The organism is Streptomyces sp. NPDC025273, from assembly GCF_040638585.1.
GTDB classification, from domain to species: Bacteria; Actinomycetota; Actinomycetes; order Streptomycetales; family Streptomycetaceae; genus Streptomyces; species Streptomyces cinereorectus.
On sequence record NZ_JBEZYP010000018.1, the window covers coordinates 42365 to 57838 of the forward strand.

13 protein-coding genes and 2 tRNA genes are annotated in these 15474 nt (G+C 73.4%); 6 read left to right on the top strand and 9 right to left on the bottom strand.

Annotation, left to right across the window (positions count from 1 at the left end):
* Positions 1-14 precede the first annotated feature (14 nt).
* Positions 15-899, top strand: coding sequence for an endonuclease/exonuclease/phosphatase family protein (locus AB0F38_RS25535; RefSeq protein WP_361897746.1), 885 nt, complete (start codon positions 15-17; stop codon positions 897-899).
* On the opposite strand, the gene AB0F38_RS25540 is transcribed toward AB0F38_RS25535, so the two are convergent.
* The 7 genes from AB0F38_RS25540 to AB0F38_RS25570 form a co-directional block, all read right to left on the bottom strand.
* Positions 860-2995, bottom strand: a complete 2136-nt coding sequence (locus AB0F38_RS25540; RefSeq protein ID WP_361897748.1) for a glycosyltransferase family 39 protein — start codon at positions 2993-2995, stop codon at positions 860-862. The genes AB0F38_RS25535 and AB0F38_RS25540 overlap by 40 nt on opposite strands.
* Entirely contained in the window at positions 2992-4296 is a 1305-nt protein-coding gene (locus tag AB0F38_RS25545) for a bifunctional glycosyltransferase family 2/GtrA family protein (protein ID WP_361897751.1), read from the bottom strand. The genes AB0F38_RS25540 and AB0F38_RS25545 overlap by 4 nt, the downstream gene beginning before the upstream one ends.
* 26 nt (positions 4297-4322) lie before the next feature.
* On the bottom strand, positions 4323-5978 hold the full coding sequence (locus tag AB0F38_RS25550; protein WP_361897753.1) for a HAMP domain-containing sensor histidine kinase: 1656 nt from the start codon (positions 5976-5978) through the stop codon (positions 4323-4325).
* Positions 5979-6005: 27 nt separating this feature from the next.
* Positions 6006-6743 (bottom strand): response regulator transcription factor, encoded by a 738-nt coding sequence (locus AB0F38_RS25555; RefSeq protein ID WP_361897755.1) that lies wholly within the window; start codon positions 6741-6743, stop codon positions 6006-6008.
* A gap of 114 nt (positions 6744-6857) precedes the next feature.
* A complete protein-coding gene (locus AB0F38_RS25560) occupies positions 6858-7760 on the bottom strand; it encodes an amidohydrolase family protein (RefSeq protein WP_361897758.1) in 903 nt (300 codons plus the stop codon).
* 60 nt (positions 7761-7820) lie between these two features.
* Complete coding sequence (locus tag AB0F38_RS25565; RefSeq protein ID WP_361897761.1) at positions 7821-8705, bottom strand: DUF2797 domain-containing protein; 885 nt, start codon at positions 8703-8705, stop codon at positions 7821-7823.
* Between the two features lie 21 nt (positions 8706-8726).
* Complete coding sequence (locus AB0F38_RS25570) at positions 8727-9842, bottom strand: WYL domain-containing protein (RefSeq protein ID WP_361897764.1); 1116 nt, start codon at positions 9840-9842, stop codon at positions 8727-8729.
* 100 nt (positions 9843-9942) lie between these two features.
* On the opposite strand from AB0F38_RS25570, the gene AB0F38_RS25575 reads away from it, so the two are divergent.
* The 4 genes from AB0F38_RS25575 (at position 9943) to AB0F38_RS25590 (ending at position 14185) form a co-directional block, all read left to right on the top strand.
* A complete protein-coding gene (locus AB0F38_RS25575) occupies positions 9943-10518 on the top strand; it encodes a DinB family protein (protein ID WP_361897768.1) in 576 nt (191 codons plus the stop codon).
* Between the two features lie 276 nt (positions 10519-10794).
* Entirely contained in the window at positions 10795-11898 is a 1104-nt protein-coding gene (locus tag AB0F38_RS25580) for a winged helix DNA-binding domain-containing protein (protein ID WP_361897770.1), read from the top strand.
* Positions 11899-11947: 49 nt separating this feature from the next.
* Positions 11948-12892 (top strand): RNA polymerase sigma factor SigJ, encoded by a 945-nt coding sequence (sigJ, locus tag AB0F38_RS25585; protein ID WP_361897773.1) that lies wholly within the window; start codon positions 11948-11950, stop codon positions 12890-12892.
* Between the two features lie 93 nt (positions 12893-12985).
* A complete protein-coding gene (locus AB0F38_RS25590) occupies positions 12986-14185 on the top strand; it encodes an FAD-dependent oxidoreductase (protein ID WP_361897776.1) in 1200 nt (399 codons plus the stop codon).
* A 93-nt stretch (positions 14186-14278) separates the two neighbouring features.
* Here AB0F38_RS25590 and AB0F38_RS25595 read toward each other — a convergent pair.
* Positions 14279-14351, bottom strand: a tRNA-Arg gene (locus AB0F38_RS25595).
* A gap of 227 nt (positions 14352-14578) precedes the next feature.
* Positions 14579-14669: transfer RNA gene (locus tag AB0F38_RS25600), tRNA-Ser, on the bottom strand.
* Between the two features lie 296 nt (positions 14670-14965).
* Here AB0F38_RS25600 and AB0F38_RS25605 point away from each other — a divergent pair.
* A complete protein-coding gene (locus AB0F38_RS25605; RefSeq protein WP_361897779.1) occupies positions 14966-15436 on the top strand; it encodes an SSI family serine proteinase inhibitor in 471 nt (156 codons plus the stop codon).
* Positions 15437-15474 lie beyond the last annotated feature (38 nt).

The following is a 15474-nucleotide window of genomic DNA, read 5'->3' on the forward strand; positions in this document are numbered from 1 at the left end:
ATGAGTGGAGTGGCATGTCACTGCGTCGTCGTACGGTGGGCGTTCTGATCGCCGCGGGTCTGGCGGTGACGGCGCTCGCGCCGCCCGCGGGGGCCACCGACCGGGGGCGCACGGTGCCGCTCCGCGTCGTGACGTACAACATCCATGCCGGGGCGGGCGCGGACGGCGTGTTCGACCTGGACCGCCAGACGGCCGATCTGCGAGCGCTGGACGCCGATGTGATCGGCCTTCAGGAGGTGGACGTCCACTGGGGTGCGCGCAGCGAGTGGCGCGATCTCGCGGGTGAGCTGGCCGAACGGCTGGGGATGCGGGTGTCGTTCGCGCCGGTCTACAGCCTCGACCCGGTGGTGCCGGGGGAGCCCCGGCGCGAGTTCGGGGTGGCGGTCCTGTCCCGGTTCCCGGTCGTGAGCGCGGAGAACCACGAGATCACGCGGCTCTCGACCCAGGACCCCGACCCCGTGCCGGCGCCGGCGCCGGGCTTCGCCGAGGTGGTGCTGCGGGTGCGGGGGCTGCCCGTGCACGTGTACGTGACGCATCTGGACTACCGGCCGGATCCGGCCGTGCGGGTCGCTCAGGTCGCCGACACCCTGCGGATCATGGGCGAGGACCGCGGCCGGAAGATCCTGCTGGGCGACTTCAACGCGGAACCGGGGGCACCCGAACTGGCCCCGTTGTGGGCGGAGCTGACGGACGCCGATCCGGGGGCGCCGACCTTCCCCGCCCTGGATCCGGTGAAACGGATCGACTTCGTGGCGGTGTCGAAGGCCGGCGAGGGCGCCGTGCGGGTACGCGACGTGGCGGTGGCCGAGACGCTCGCCTCGGACCACCGCCCGGTTGTCGCCGATCTCGAACTACGGCGTCAGCCCGCGCTGTCGCCCCCGGGCCGGGTGAGGTCGTAGAAGGTCGCGCCGCCCGCGGTGACCTCCTCGAAGTTCTCCTCCACCCAGGCCGAGATCTGGGACGAGGTGCCCGCGCCGCCCATACCGCCGCCCATGCCGCCCGGGACGAAGTAGTGGATCTTCCCGTCGGCGACGTACTTCTTGAACCGGGCGAGAGTCGGGGACGGGTCGCTGCCGTTGAAGCCGCCGATCGCCATCACCGGGTCACCGGTGGCGAGCTGGTAACTCGCGGCGTTCTGCGAGCCGATGGCCGCCGCCGACCAGGTGTAGTCGTCGGCGTCCCGCTCCAGGAGCTCCTTGGCCTCGGCGGCGACGGACGCGCCGTTGAGCAGACCGCCCATGCCGCCGCCCGGGCCGCCTTCGCCCGTGGCGGCGCCGGGCACGCCGCCCGGCCGGCCGCCGGGGGCCTGGCCCGCCTGCCCCTGGCCCCGGCCGGGCCGGCCGCCGCCCGGGAAGCCGCCGCCCTGGGCGTTGCCCGGAGCCCGGGCGCCCTGCTGCGTGCCCTGACCGGGCGGCGTGCCGCCACCGGGACCGCCACGGTCCCCGCCCCCGGGGCCGCCACCCGTGCTCGCCCCCGCCGGTCCGGCGGTGACGATCGAGCCCTGGTGCCCGGTGTTCAGCGTGCTGACCGTGTACGCGGCCGGCCCGGCCAGCGACGCGGCGAGCCCCATGGCCCCCGCGGCGAGGGCGAGGGCGCGCCCCGTCCGTGCGGCGGGCAGCAGCCCCACCGCGCCCACGACGCCGCAGGTCAGGACGGCCCAGCGCAGCCAGGGGTAGGAGTCGGGAGTGCGCCCCAGCAGGACGTACGCCCAGACGGCCGTCACCGCGACGGTTCCGCCGAGCGCGGCGCCCGCCCACCACCTGGCCCGCTCCTCCCACAGGATCGTGGCGCCCATGCCGACCAGCGCCGCGATGTGGGGCGCCAGGGCGACGGTGTAGTACTGGTGGAAGATCCCTGCCATGAAGCTGAAGACGAAGGCCGTCATCAGCAGCGAGCCGCCCCAGGCGAGGAAGGCCGCACGGGCCGTGTCCGTCCGCTTCGCCCGCCAGGTCAGCCGGACGCCCGCGACCAGCAGGAGCAGCGCGGCAGGCAGCAGCCAGGAGATCTGGCCGCCGATCTCGGAGTCGAACATCCGGCCGATGCCGGTGTCGCCCCAGCCGCCGCCCTGGCCCCCTCCGCCGCCGACGCTGCCGGTCTCCTCGCCGTTGATCCGGCCGAGTCCGTTGTAGCCGAGGGTGAGTTCCAGGAAGGAGTTGTTCTGCGAGCCGCCGACGTAGGGGCGCGAGGCCGCGGGCCACAGCTCGACGATCGCCACCCACCATCCGCCGGCGACGACCGTCGCGAGGGCCGACAGTCCGAGCTGACCGAACCGCTTCCGTACGGGCACGGGTGCGAACACCGTGTACAGCACGGCCAGCGGCGGCAGGACCAGGAACGCCTGCAAGGTCTTCGACAGGAACGCGAGGCCCACCGCGACGCCCGCCCACACCAGCCACTTCGTCCGGCCTGCCTCCATGGCACGCAGCACGCAGTAGACGGTCACGGTCATGAGCAGGGCGAGCAGCGCGTCGGGGTTGTTGAACCGGAACATCAGCGCGGCGACGGGCGTCAGCGCGAACACGGCCATGGTGATCAGCCCGGCCGCGGCGCTGAAGCGGCGGCGTACACCGGCGTACAGGACCCCGGCCGTGGCGACGCCCATCAGCACCTGCGGGGCGAGGATCGCCCAGGAGTTCAGGCCGAGGACCCGGACCGACAGGGCCATCGGCCAGAGGGCGGCCGGGGGCTTGTCGACGGTGATGGCGTTCGCGGAGTCCAGCGAGCCGAAGAAGAACGCCTTCCAGTTCTGGCTGCCGGCCTGCACGGCCGCGGAGTAGAAGGAGTTGGCGTATCCGGAGGCGCCGAGGTTCCAGAAGTACGCGAGCGCGATCACCAGCAGCATGCCGAGGAAGGCGGGCCGCGCCCAGCGCGGGTCCTCGGGCCTGCCCTGCCAGGTGCGGCGCAGCGGCGGCGTCCTCGGGCGGCCGTGTCCCCGCCCTTCGGCAGCCCCGGCCGGCGGGGCCGGGAGGTGGTCGGGACGGGTGGTGGCGGTCATCGGACGTTCCTCAGTTCGTGTGCGGAACCCTTGCGGGCGTCCTGGTGGTCGGCGCGCCGGTCCGGGAACACCCAGGCGCGGAAGAGCAGAAACCGCAGCACCGTCGCCGCGAGGTTGGCCGCGACCAGCACGGCGAGCTCCGTGCCGTGCGAGGGCGATCCGGAAGCCGCGCCGAGCGCGGCGAGCGAACCGCTGGTGAGCGCGAGTCCGATGGCGAGGACGACGAGCCCCTGCGCCTGGTGGCGTACGGCTCCGCCCGTGCCGCGTACGCCGAAGGTGAACCTGCGGTTGGCGGCCGTGTTGGCGACGGCGGAGACCAGGAGAGCGGCGCCGTTGGCGGTCTGCGGTCCGGCACCCAGGCGGAAGAGGGAGTACAGGGCGAGGTAGACCAGTGTGGAGAGCACGCCCACCACGCAGAAGCCGACCAGCTGCCGGGCGAGTCCGTGCGGCACCCCGGGCACGGCCCGGTCGCGGGGATCGTCCCCGAAGGGCCGGGCCAGCCGGTCCAGCGGCAGGGCGCCGGTGGCCAGCGCCCTGCCCACCCGCCAGACGCCCTTCAGGTCCTCGGTCGCCGTCCGCACGATGTGCACGGTGGAGTCCGGGTCGTCGACCCAGTCGACCGGCACCTCGTGGATGCGCAGCCCGGCCCGCTCGGCGAGCACCAGCATCTCGGTGTCGAAGAACCAGCCGGTGTCCTCGACCATCGGCAGCAGCCGCTGCGCGACCTCGCGCCGTATCGCCTTGAACCCGCACTGGGCGTCGCTGAACCGGGCGGCCAGCGAGGAGCGCAGGATGAGGTTGTAGGCACGCGAGATGAACTCCCGCTTCGAGCCGCGCACCACACGCGAACTGCGGGCGAGGCGCGAGCCGATGGCCAGGTCGGAGTGACCGGAGATCAGCGGGGCGACCAGCGGCAGGAGGGCGTTGAGGTCGGTCGAGAGGTCCACGTCCATGTAGGCGAGGACCGGGGAGTCGGAGCGGGACCAGACGGTGCGCAGCGCACGCCCCCGGCCCTTCTCCTCCAGCCGGAACGACCGCACCTGCGGGATCACGGCCGCGAGCCGCGCCGCCACCCGGGGCGTGCGGTCGGTGCTCGCGTTGTCCGCGACCGTGATGCGGAAGGGGTACGGGAAGGTCCGCGCCAGATGGTCGTGCAGGCGCAGCACACAGGTTTCGAGGTCCTTCTCCTCGTTGTGGACGGGGACGACCACGTCGAGTACGGGAGCACCGGCCGCGTCGACCGCTGCGGCCAGGAGGTGTTCCCGGGCCGGCAAGGTGCTCCAAGGGGTGTCGGTTCGCATGACGACGACACTCGCCAACCGCGCTGTCACGCCCGTGTGCTGCGCCTGTGGTCCGGCTGTGAGTGCGCCGGGAGGGCGGGCGCGGAGGGGCGGGAGGGGCGGCCCGCGGGGGTCCCGGGAAGGTCCCCGGGACCCCCGCCGCCCTCGTACACCGGGTCCGCGGGGAGACGGACGGCGAACACCGTCCTCCCCGGCACCGAGCGCACCTCGGCCAGCCCGCCGTGCGCGGCCACGACGGCCTGCACGATGGCGAGGCCCAGCCCCGTCGACCCGGCGTGCCGGGAGCGCGAGGCGTCCCCGCGCGCAAACCGTTCGAAGACGTGCGGCACCAACGCGGCGGGGATCCCGGGCCCGTCGTCCTGGACCTCCAGGGTCACCCACGGCAGGTCCCCGCGCGCCTCCCGCACCCGGACGGTGACGGTGGTCCCGGGCGGGGTGTGCGTGCGGGCGTTGGCCAGCAGGTTGACCAGCACCTGCTGGATCCTCGTCGGGTCGGCCCGCACGGCGGCGGGCACCTCGGGCAGCTCCAGCCGCCAGTGGTGCGTGGGCCCGGCCCCCGCCGCGTCCGCCGTGCGCCCAGCGACCCGTACGTCGCTCACCGCGTCGATGACGAGCGGTGACAGATCGGTGCTCTCGTACGAGAGCGGCCGTCCGGCGTCGAGCCGGGCCAGGAGCAGGAGGTCCTCGACCATGCCCGTCATCCGTTCCGCCTCGGACTCGATCCGCCCCAGCGCGTGCCGGGTGTCCGGACCGGCCTCCTCCCGGCCGCGCCGGGTCAGTTCGGCGTACCCGCGGATCGAGGCGAGCGGGGTCCGCAGCTCATGGCTCGCGTCCGCGACGAACTGCCGTACCCGCGTCTCGCTCTTCTGGCGCGCCTCCAGGGCCGAACCGACGTGGCCCAGCATCCGGTTGAGCGCCGCACCGACCTGGCCGACCTCGGTACGCGGATCGGCCTCGGCGTCGGGGACCCGTTCGAACAGGGAGACCTCGCCGCTGTGCAGCGGGAGTTCGGAGACCCGGGTCGCGGTGGCGGCCACCCTGCGCAGGGGGCGCAGGGCGACACCGACCATCGCCGCGCCCGCGATTCCGGCGGCGACGAGACCGGCCCCGGTGACACAGACCTCGACGACGATCAGGGTGGTGAGGGCACCGCTCACCTCGGCGGTGGGAATGCCGACGAGGACGGTCGGACCGTCGCTCCTGGGGACGGCCTGCACGCGGTATCCGCCGAGCCCGGGCAGCTCGACGTCGTGCGCCGCGGCGTCCGCGGGTACGCCGGCCGCCTCCAGGGCGCCCTCCTGCGCGGTGGTCAACGGCTCCACGTTCCGCTGCGCGTCGAGCCCGCTGACCGGCTCCGGAGAGATCTGCGAACCGGTGACGGAGCCGTCCACGAGGACGGCACCGAACGTCTCGAAGGGCTGACCGCCCATGCCGACGAAGCCGAGCGGATCCTCGTTCTGCAGCCCGCCCGGAGCGGGCACCCCGCCGGAGGGCGGCCGGTCGTCGGCCCGCCTCGCGATGTCGGTCAGCTGGGAGTCCAGTTTCCCGTACATGTAGCTGTGGAAGGCGATTGCGGTGACCGAACCGATCACGGCCGCGACGACGGCGATGAGTGCCACCGCGTACACGACGAGCCGGGTCCGTAGCGTCCACGGCCGTGCCCTCTCGCGCTTCCTGCTCACCGGCACGCTCCCGGGTCGGTCGCCGGGCTACTCACCGGGCTTGATCAGGTATCCCGCCCCGCGCCGGGTGTGGATCATCGGGGTGCGCCCCGCGTCGATCTTCTTGCGCAGGTACGAGACGTACAGCTCGACGACGTTCGCCTGGCCGCCGAAGTCGTAGTTCCACACCCGGTCCAGGATCTGTGCCTTGCTGAGCACCCGGCGCGGATTGCGCATCAGGAAGCGCAGCAGCTCGAACTCGGTCGCCGTGAGGTGGATCGAGTCGTCGCCCCGGCACACCTCGTGGCTGTCCTCGTCCAGCACCAGGTCACCGACGACGAGCGTCGACTCGCCGCGTACCGCGACCGTGCCCGAGCGGCGGATCAGCCCACGCAGCCGCGCCACGACCTCCTCCAGGCTGAACGGCTTGGTGACGTAGTCGTCGCCGCCCGCCGTGAGCCCGGCGATCCGGTCCTCCACCGAGTCCCGCGCCGTCAGGAACAGCACCGGTACGTCGGACAGCTCCCGCCGCAGCCGGCCGAGCACGGCGAGCCCGTCCATGTCGGGCAGCATCACGTCGAGGACCACCGCGTCGGGGCGGAAGTCACGGGCCGTACGCACCGCACCGGCCCCGTCGCCCGCGCTGCGCACGTCCCAGCCCTCGTACCGCAGGGCCATGGAGAGCAGCTCGGCAAGCGGAGCCTCGTCGTCCACGACCAGTACGCGGACGGGACCGCGGTCCGGCCTGAGCAGTTCGGTACGCCCCTGGGGCGAGGTCGTCGTCATGGCTCCCAGCCTGTGGGACCGCCGTGAGAGAGGCCTTTCCCCTCCCTGTGAATTACCTGAGAAACGCGGGAGACGACCGTGCTCGGCGCAACGGGGCGCGCGTGCACCCCCGGCTCACCGGAACAGCGCGCTCGCGTTCCCGTGGCAGACGGCCCGCAGCCACGCGTCGCCCAGCCCCAGCCGCTCCAGGGCGTGCAACTGATGGGCGTACGGGTACGGGATGTTCGGGAAGTCCGTACCGAGCAGGATCCGGTCACCCAGGTCCGCGAGCCGTCCGCGCTGCCCCGCCACCGGGAACGGCGTGAGGTCCTCGGTGAAGTCCGTGAACGCCATCGTCGTGTCGAGCCGCACCTCGGGGTACGCCGCCGCCAGTGCCAGGAATTCCGCGTACTCCGGCATTCCCATGTGTGCCACCACCAGCCGCAGCCGTGGATGGCGGGAGAGCAGCCGCCCGACCGGCTCCGGCCCGGTGTACGCGCCGGGGGCGGGCCCGGACCCGCAGTGGATCACCACCGGGACCCTGGCCTCCGCCAGCAGCCCCCAGACGGGCTCCAGCAGGGGATCGTTCGGGTCGTAGGCCCCGACCTGGAGGTGCGACTTGAAGACCCGGGCCCCCGACTCGACCGCCTCGCGCACGTAGTCCTCCACGCCCTCCTCCGGGAAGAAGGTCGCCGTGTGCAGACAGTCCGGGACGCGGGCCGCGAAGCCGGCCGCCCAGCCGTTCAGCCAGGCCGCCATCCCGGCCTTGTGCGGGTAGAGCATCGAGGTGAAGCGGAGGACGCCGAAGGAGCGCAGCAGAGCGAGGCGTCCGTCCTCGTCGTGGCGGTAGGTGATCGGCCACTCCAGGCCGGTCAGCGGTCCGGCCGAGTCGAAGTAGGCCCATACCTTGCGGAGCACCCGCTCCGGCATGAAGTGCGTATGGACATCGATGATCCCCGGCAGTCCGAGCCGCTGCCAGAACCGCACGACCTCGTCACGGCCACCGTCGCCGTCACTCACGCGCCCCACCCGCCTCATCCGTCTCCCGACCTGCCCGCCCTGGGACTCCCGCCTCCCCGGAGCCTTCCCGGGACGATCTCAGAAGAGCCCGTCCTGCACCCCGGCGCCCCCGGTGACGAGGACCGGCACGCTCAGCGCGGCCCGCGTGTCGGCACCCGCCAGATCCCAGCCGGTGATCAGCCGTGTGTCCAGCACGACGACGCCGTCGGCCGCGGTCTCCAGATGCAGATCGGGCCCGGCCGCCGCCACCAGTCGCCCGCCCACCGCACCGCCGTCCGCCAGCCCCGTCACCACCCCCGCCGTCACACCCGCCGCGTCGAGCCCGAACGTCCCGCCATGGTCGACGGCCTCGAACGGCAGCCGCTCCAGCGTCTCGGGCCACCCGGCCCCCTCCAGCGCCACGGCGCGCCGGTACAGTCCCTCGACCTCGGCGGCACGCCCGGCAACCCCCGGCAGCTCGCCCCGCACGGCGCGCTTGCGTGCGTACGGGATCCGGTCGGGCACCCCGAGCGCCGAACGCAGCACCTCCTCCGTACGCCGCGCGGCCATCAACGGCCCGCGCCCCAGCCAGGTGAACACCACGGCCCCCTGCTCCCGCAGCCGCGCCGACTCCCGGGACTCGCGGGTGATCCCGACCTTGACCATGCCCGGCCCGAACCAGGCGAGATACACCCGGTACGGCCGTGGGTCGTCGGCGACGGTGTCGGCGGCCACCGAGTGCGCCCGGTCCAGCCGCGCACACTCCGGGCAGCGCGCCCCCGTACTCCGCACCGGCACCACGGCCGGGACGGGACACGGATTGCCCCGCGCCCCCACACAGCGCCGCTCGCCCTCCGCCCGGAACCCGAGCTCCCTCCCGTACGCCAGGACGCTCACCCGCCCCCGCCCGGCCCCGTCGCTCCGCCGCCACCCCAGCACGGGCCCGTCGTGGGGCCAGCTCAGCCCGGTGCACTGCCAGCCCATACGCCCACTCCCGGTTCCGCGTCAGCTCGGCGGCCCTGCGGGGTGCGGCCGCTCGCCGGAGGCGGCCGACTCCCGGACGGCCGCCGGCTTCATTGTCGTCGACGGGCCGCGGCGGGCGGCCGGTTCGCCGGACCGGGGCGGCGCGGCGGCCGCGGCGTCGGCGTAACGGCGCGCCAGGTGCGCGAAGGCGTCCCTGAGCTCGGCCGGCCCGACGACCTCGATGTCCGCGTCGTACCTGCCGATGGCGGCGGCCAGGCCGGGCCATGACCATGAGCTCAGGACGAGGCGGCAGCGGTCCGGGCCGACCTCCTCGACGACCGCCTCGCCGGTGTGGCGGGACACCTCGGCGGCCGGCAGGCCGAGGATCACCTCACCGCGGCAGGGCCAGTCGCCCGAGCCGTCGGATCCCCTGAACCTGCTGACGACGAAGGCGGCCACGTCACCGCCGCCGGGCAGCTCGCGCGGGGTGAAGCGGGGCCCCGTCGGGGTGCGCGGGGTGATCCGGTCCACGCGGAACGTACGCCAGTCCTCGCGGTCCAGGTCCCAGGAGACGAGGTACCAGCGCCCGCCCCAGGTGACGAGGTGATGCGGCTCGACCCTGCGCGGTGGGACCACGGCGCGCTCGTCACCGGCGGCTTCCGGCCAGGACGTGGCGGGATAGTCGAAGCGCAGCACTTCGCGGGCGTGGACGACTGCGCTGAGCGTCATGAGCACGCCGCTGTCGACCTGCGGCTCCGGCCGGACCGCGGGACGCTCGACGGCGGTGACCTGGAGGGTGTCGATACGGCGGCGCAACCGGGCGGGCATGACCTGCCGGACGGTGTGCAGGGCGCGCGCCGCGGCCTCCTCGATGCCGGCACCGGTGGTGACGGCACTCTGCAGCGCGACGGCGAGGGCGACGGCCTGCTCGTCGTCGAAGAGCAGCGGGGGCAGCCGCGCACCCGCGTCGAGCCGGTACCCGCCGTCGGGCCCTTTGGCGGCCACGACGGGGTACCCGAGCTCGCGCAGGCGGCCCACATCGCGGCGCACGGTCCGTGGGCTGACGTCCAGTCGATCGGCCAGGAGCGCCCCGGGCCAGTCCCGGCGAGCCTGGAGCAGCGAGAGCAGGGACAGCAGCCGGGCCGAGGTCTTCAGCATGACTCCAGGATGCCCGGGGAAGCGGACACGACCTGACCGCTTCCCTTGCGAGTGTTGATCCGTGCCGACCGACAGCAACGACCGGAAGAGCCCGATGACCATGACCACGAACACGCTCCCCCCGACCCATGACGCCGAGCGGGCCGACCTGCTCGACGGGCTCGCGACCGCGCGACGCGCCCTGACCGGCACGACGAGCGGACTCAGCGACGAGCAGGCCGGTGCGCGTCCGACGGCCGGCACGCTCTGCCTGGGCGGGCTGATCAAGCACGTCACGTCCATGGAGGAGGCGAATATGCGCTTCGCGGTCGAGGGCCCGTCGGCGATGCGGTACGACCTGCCCGACGGTGTCACCTGGGACGACCTCGCGGCCGGCACCGCCCGCGATTACCCGCAGTGGGCGATCGACCACCAGAACGACTTCCGGATGCTGCCCGGCGAGACGCTGGCCGGGATCATCGCGCGATACGAGCAGGTCGCCGCCCGCAGTGCGGAGATCATCGCCTCCCTGCCGGACCTGTCGGCGACGCACCCGCTGCCGGAGACGCCCTGGAACGAGCCGGGTGCGGTGCGCAGCGTGCGCCGGGTGCTGACGCACCTCATCGCCGAGACCGCCCAGCACGCCGGGCACGCGGACCTCCTGCGAGAGACGCTCGACGGCCGGAAATCGACCTGACCGGTGACGGGACGCGCCGGACCGGTTCGCCGCCCTGACCTGTCCTCGTCCTGAACTCTCCCTCGTCCTGACCGGTTTCGCCCCGGTCCCGCGCATTGCCGGATGACGGGCCCCGGGTTTCACCACCCACCCTGGGGCCCACGGAACGGAAAGGAAAGGCGTCACCATGACGACGCGAGAGCCGAGGCCGACGGGAACGCGGTCCGGCACCCACCGCCTGGGCACCAGGCTGTCCGGACGGGCGGGCGGCACCGGCCGCGACGAGCGCGGCGCGGCATGACGCGGGCGACCGTACTCGGCACCCGGGCGCTCAACCGCGCGACGCTCGCCCGGCAGTTGCTGCTCGACCGGGCGGACGTACCGGTCCTCGACGCCGTGGCGCACCTGTGCGGTCTGCAGGCGCAGGAACCGCAGGAGCCGTTCACCGGACTCTGGTCACGGCTGCGCGCCTTCGATCCGCTGGTCCTGTCCGACCTGCTGGTCCGGCGGAGCCTGGTGCGGACCCACCTCATGCGCCGCACCGTCCACCTCGTCACCGCCGACGACGCTCTGGCCTGGCGTGCCCGCCACGAGGCCATGCTGCGCCGGCGGGTACTCGGGACCTACCGCCGCGAGCTCGAAGGGGTGGACCTCGCCGAACTGGCCGCGGCGGGCCGGGCGGTCATGTCCGACGGCGAACCACGCACGATGACCGAGCTCGCCCGGGCGGTCGCCGAACGCTGGCCGGATCCCGGACCGCGTCCCCTCGGGGAGATGCTGATCGCCGCGCTCGTCCCGATGGCGCAGATGCCTCCGCGCGGGCTCTGGCGGTCGAAGGCGGGGGTGCGCAACGTTCCGCTCGCGTCCTGGCTGGGCCGCGAGCTCGAACCGCCGCCCCCGGACGGCTCCGATCCCGTGGGCCAGGTGCTGGTGCGGCGCTATCTGACCGCGTTCGGCCCCGCTGCCACCGCCGATCTGCGCGCCTGGTGCGGGGTCACGGGACTGCCGGCCGCGGTGGCCGCGGTGCGGGAGGAGCTGGTCGCCTTCCGCGACGATCGCGGCCGGGAACTGCTGGACCTCCCCGACGCGCCGCGTCCCGACCCCGGCACCCCCGCGCCGGTACGGTTCCTGCCGGCGTTCGACAACGTGATCCTCGGCTACGACGACCGCACCCGGATCATCGACGACGCCCACCGCGGCCTGTCCGTCGCCGGTGCCCGCGTCGTCCTGGTCGACGGCCGGGTCGCCGCCACCTGGACCGTCACGGCCGGCACCGTGATCGTCACCCCCCTGGGCCGCCTCTCCCCGGCCGACCGCGCCTCCGTCGCCGAGGAGGGGGAGGCGCTGGCGTCGTTCCTGTCCGGCCACGAGAGCCACCGCGTGCGGATCGACGCCCTGTGACCCACTGCGGCAGGCCGACGTTGCCTGCCGCGGCGCTAGGATCCGGGCCATGGCTCTGACCATGAACGACATGGACCGGTTCCAGGCCTCCATGCCCCGGCTCGAGGCCATCGCCTACCGTCTCCTCGGCTCCGCGAGCGATGCCGAGGACGCCGTGCAGGACACGTTCCTGCGCTGGCAGGCCGCCGACACCGGCCGCATCGAGGTCCCCGAGGCCTGGCTGACGAAGGTCCTCACCAACCTGTGTCTCAACCAGCTCACGTCGGCCCGTGCCCGGCGCGAGACCTACGTGGGCCAATGGCTGCCCGAGCCGCTGCTCGCCGGTGACCCGATGCTCGGCCCGGCCGACACCGTCGAGCAGCGCGAATCGGTGTCGTACGCGGTCCTCGCCCTCATGGAGCGCCTCTCACCCGACGAGCGGGTGGTGTACATGCTGCGGGAGGCCTTCGACTACCCGCACCGGAAGATCGCGGAGATCCTCGACATCACCGAGGCCGCCAGCCAGCAGCTCTACCACCGCGCCAAGAAGCACGTCGCGGACGGCAGGGCCCGCACCGAGATCGACGAGGCCGCCGCCCGGCGGATCGTCGAGGAGTTCCTCGCGGCAGCCACCAGCGGCCGGACCGAACCGCTCGTGCGGCTGCTCACCGAGGACGCCGTCTCGATCGGCGACGGCGGCGGGAAGGTCCCGGCCCGCGCCAAGGCGTTCGAGGGTGCCCTCGCGGTCGCCAAGTTCATGCGGGGGCTGTTCAGGCCCAGCAAGGCCAAGCGCGCCCTCGCGGGCGGCTCCCCAGCGCTCTACGCCACGACCGCCAACGGCGCCCCCGCCGTCGTGGCGGTCGTCGACGGCCGGGTCATCGGCGTCATGTGCCTGGAGGTCACCGCCGAGGGCATCGCCGCGCTCCGCAACCAGGCCAACCCCGACAAGCTCGAACGCGCGAACCGGCGGTGGGCGGCCACCGACCACGGGGAACCCCTGCTCCACGCCTTCTGAGCCCGATGTGAGCCGCTTCACATCGGGATCCTGTCAGGAAACGGCGGGCTGTCCGGTTCAAGTGGCGAACCCGCACGAGACAGGAGCAGGAAAATGCCGCACCGCATCATCGTTCTCGGAGCCGGATACGCCGGAGCCGTCACCGCCGGTCGCCTCGCCAAGCGGCTGCGCCGCGAGGACGTCGCCCTCACCCTCGTCAACGCCGAGCCCGACTTCGTCGAGCGTGTCCGGCTGCACCAGCTGGCCATCGGCCAGGACCTCAGGCCCCGGCCCCTCAGCGAGATGTTCGCGGGCACCGGTGTCGAGTTGAGGCTCGCGAAGGTCACCGGCATCGACGTCGACCGCAGGACCGTCGCCGTCATCGACGCGAACGGCGCCGAAGAGCTGGAGTACGACACCCTCGTGTACGCCCTCGGTAGCGGCTGGAACACCCAGGGTGTCCCCGGCGCCGCCGAGCACGCCCACGAGATCGCCGGCCGCCCCGGAGCGCTCCGGCTGCGCGAGCGCCTGGCCGGCCTGGCCGCCGGACAGTCCGTGGTCGTCGTCGGCGGCGGCCTCACCGGCCTGGAGGCCGCGACGGAGATCGCCGAGGCCCGCCCGGATCTCGACGTCGCCCTCGCGGCCCGGGGCGAGCTGGCCGACTGGCTCTCCCCCAAGGGCCGCGGGCACGTGCGGAAGGTCTTCGAGAAGCTCGGCATCACCGTGCACGAGCACACCGTCGTCACCGGCGTGGAGGCCGACCGCGTCGCCACCGCCGACGGCACGTCCGTCCCGGCCGCGGTCACCGTGTGGACCACCGGCTTCGCGGCCCACCCGATCGCGAAGGCCACCGCTCTGGAGGTCACCGGCACGGGCCAGATCGTGGTCGACGGGACCATGCGCTCGGTCTCGCACCCGGAGGTGTACGCCATCGGCGACGCCGCCATGGCCGTGGGCCCCGGCGACAAGCCGCTGCGGATGTCGTGCGCCTCGGGCGGCTTCACCGCATGGCAGGCCGCCGACGCCGTAGCGGCGCGCCTGACCGGCGGCAAGCTCCCGAACGTGCCGATCCGCTACTTCAACCAGTGCATCTCGCTGGGCCGCAAGGAAGGTGTGATCCAGTACGTCACCGCCGACGACCGCGCGGTCCGGGCAGCCCTGACCGGGCGGCTCGCCGCCGTCTACAAGGAGTTGGTCTGCAAGGGCGCGGCCTGGGGCGTCGGCAACCCGACGCTCGGTATGCCGACCCGGCGCCGCCGCGTCGTGCACCAGCCGACCGCCCGGGCGGGCTCGGCGGCCGAGGCGTCGGCCTGACGACAGCTCGGTCTCAACCCACGTGGGCTTCACGGCCGTCGGCGCACAAGCGAGAGGCCCTCAGGATTTCTCCTGAGGGCCTCCGGCCTGCTGTGCACTCGGCAGGATTCGAACCTGCAACCTTCTGATCCGTAGTCAGATGCTCTATCCGTTAAGCTACGAGTGCTCGTCCTCGGCCTGAGCCTCGGTCTCGCTTCCCGGGCTTTTCTGCCTGGTCGGCGTTGCGGGAACAACATTACATGACCTGCGCCGTCACGCGAAATCCATTAGCCGCACTGCCCCTGACCTGCGAAAACTCCATCCTGGAGCCTTGTTGGCGACCCCTGCGCGAGCATGCGCCGGCCCGAACACGACCGAAGCCCCGTGCCAGGGGCACGGGGCTTCGGGATCTTGCGGAGGCGGAGGGATTTGAACCCTCGATGGGCTTTAAAACCCAAACCGCATTAGCAGTGCGGCGCCATAGACCGGACTAGGCGACGCCTCCAGCACACCCCGCGTGAGCGCGAGTGGTGCGTGCAGATGATGACACAGTCGAGCGTGCTGTCACCAATCGCCGCCCACCGTACTAGGCAGGTGGGCGGCGAGGCAAAGCGCCCGGCAGGCCTGTTCCGTCCGGCCCCCCATGAGTTGCGCAACGTGCGGACGTGCGGAGCGTTAGACAGGGCGAGGGCTCCGCCCTCCGTCCGCCACCGACCACCTGTCCCGGCGCGCACGCACACAGCGGGGCGCGCAGGAGAAACCCGGCGCGCCCCGTCGCGCGCCAGAACAACAGGAGCCCGCATGCTGCGCCGTCTCACTCTCACCGCCGTCGCCTCCCTGGCCGCGCTGTCCGCCGCCGCGCCCGCCGCCACGGCCGTCTCCCCTCTCTTCCCGCTGCCTCCGCTGCCCGTGTTCCAGGGGGACCGGCTGGGGGGCCAGGACGCGCGGACCCGGCTCACGGTGACGGTCTCGGAGTCCGGCAATCCGGCGGCCGACGGAACGTTCGAGCTGGAGTGCGGTCCGGCGGGCGGCAGCCACCCCTCGGCTCAGCGGGCCTGCGAGCTGCTGGACGAGGCCGCGGAATCGGGCGAGAACCCCTTCGTACCGACGGACCGGAACGCCATGTGCACCCTGCAGGCCGGAGGGCCGGCCGCCGCCCGGGTCAGCGGGACCTGGGAAGGAGAGAGCGTGGACGCGCGGTTCAGCCGCGCCAACGGCTGCGAGATCGCGCGCTGGAACAACCTCGTGCCGGTGCTGCCGTCCGCGAGGTAGCGGCGATCGGCGGCTGAATCGCCCCGGCGAGTCGCCCG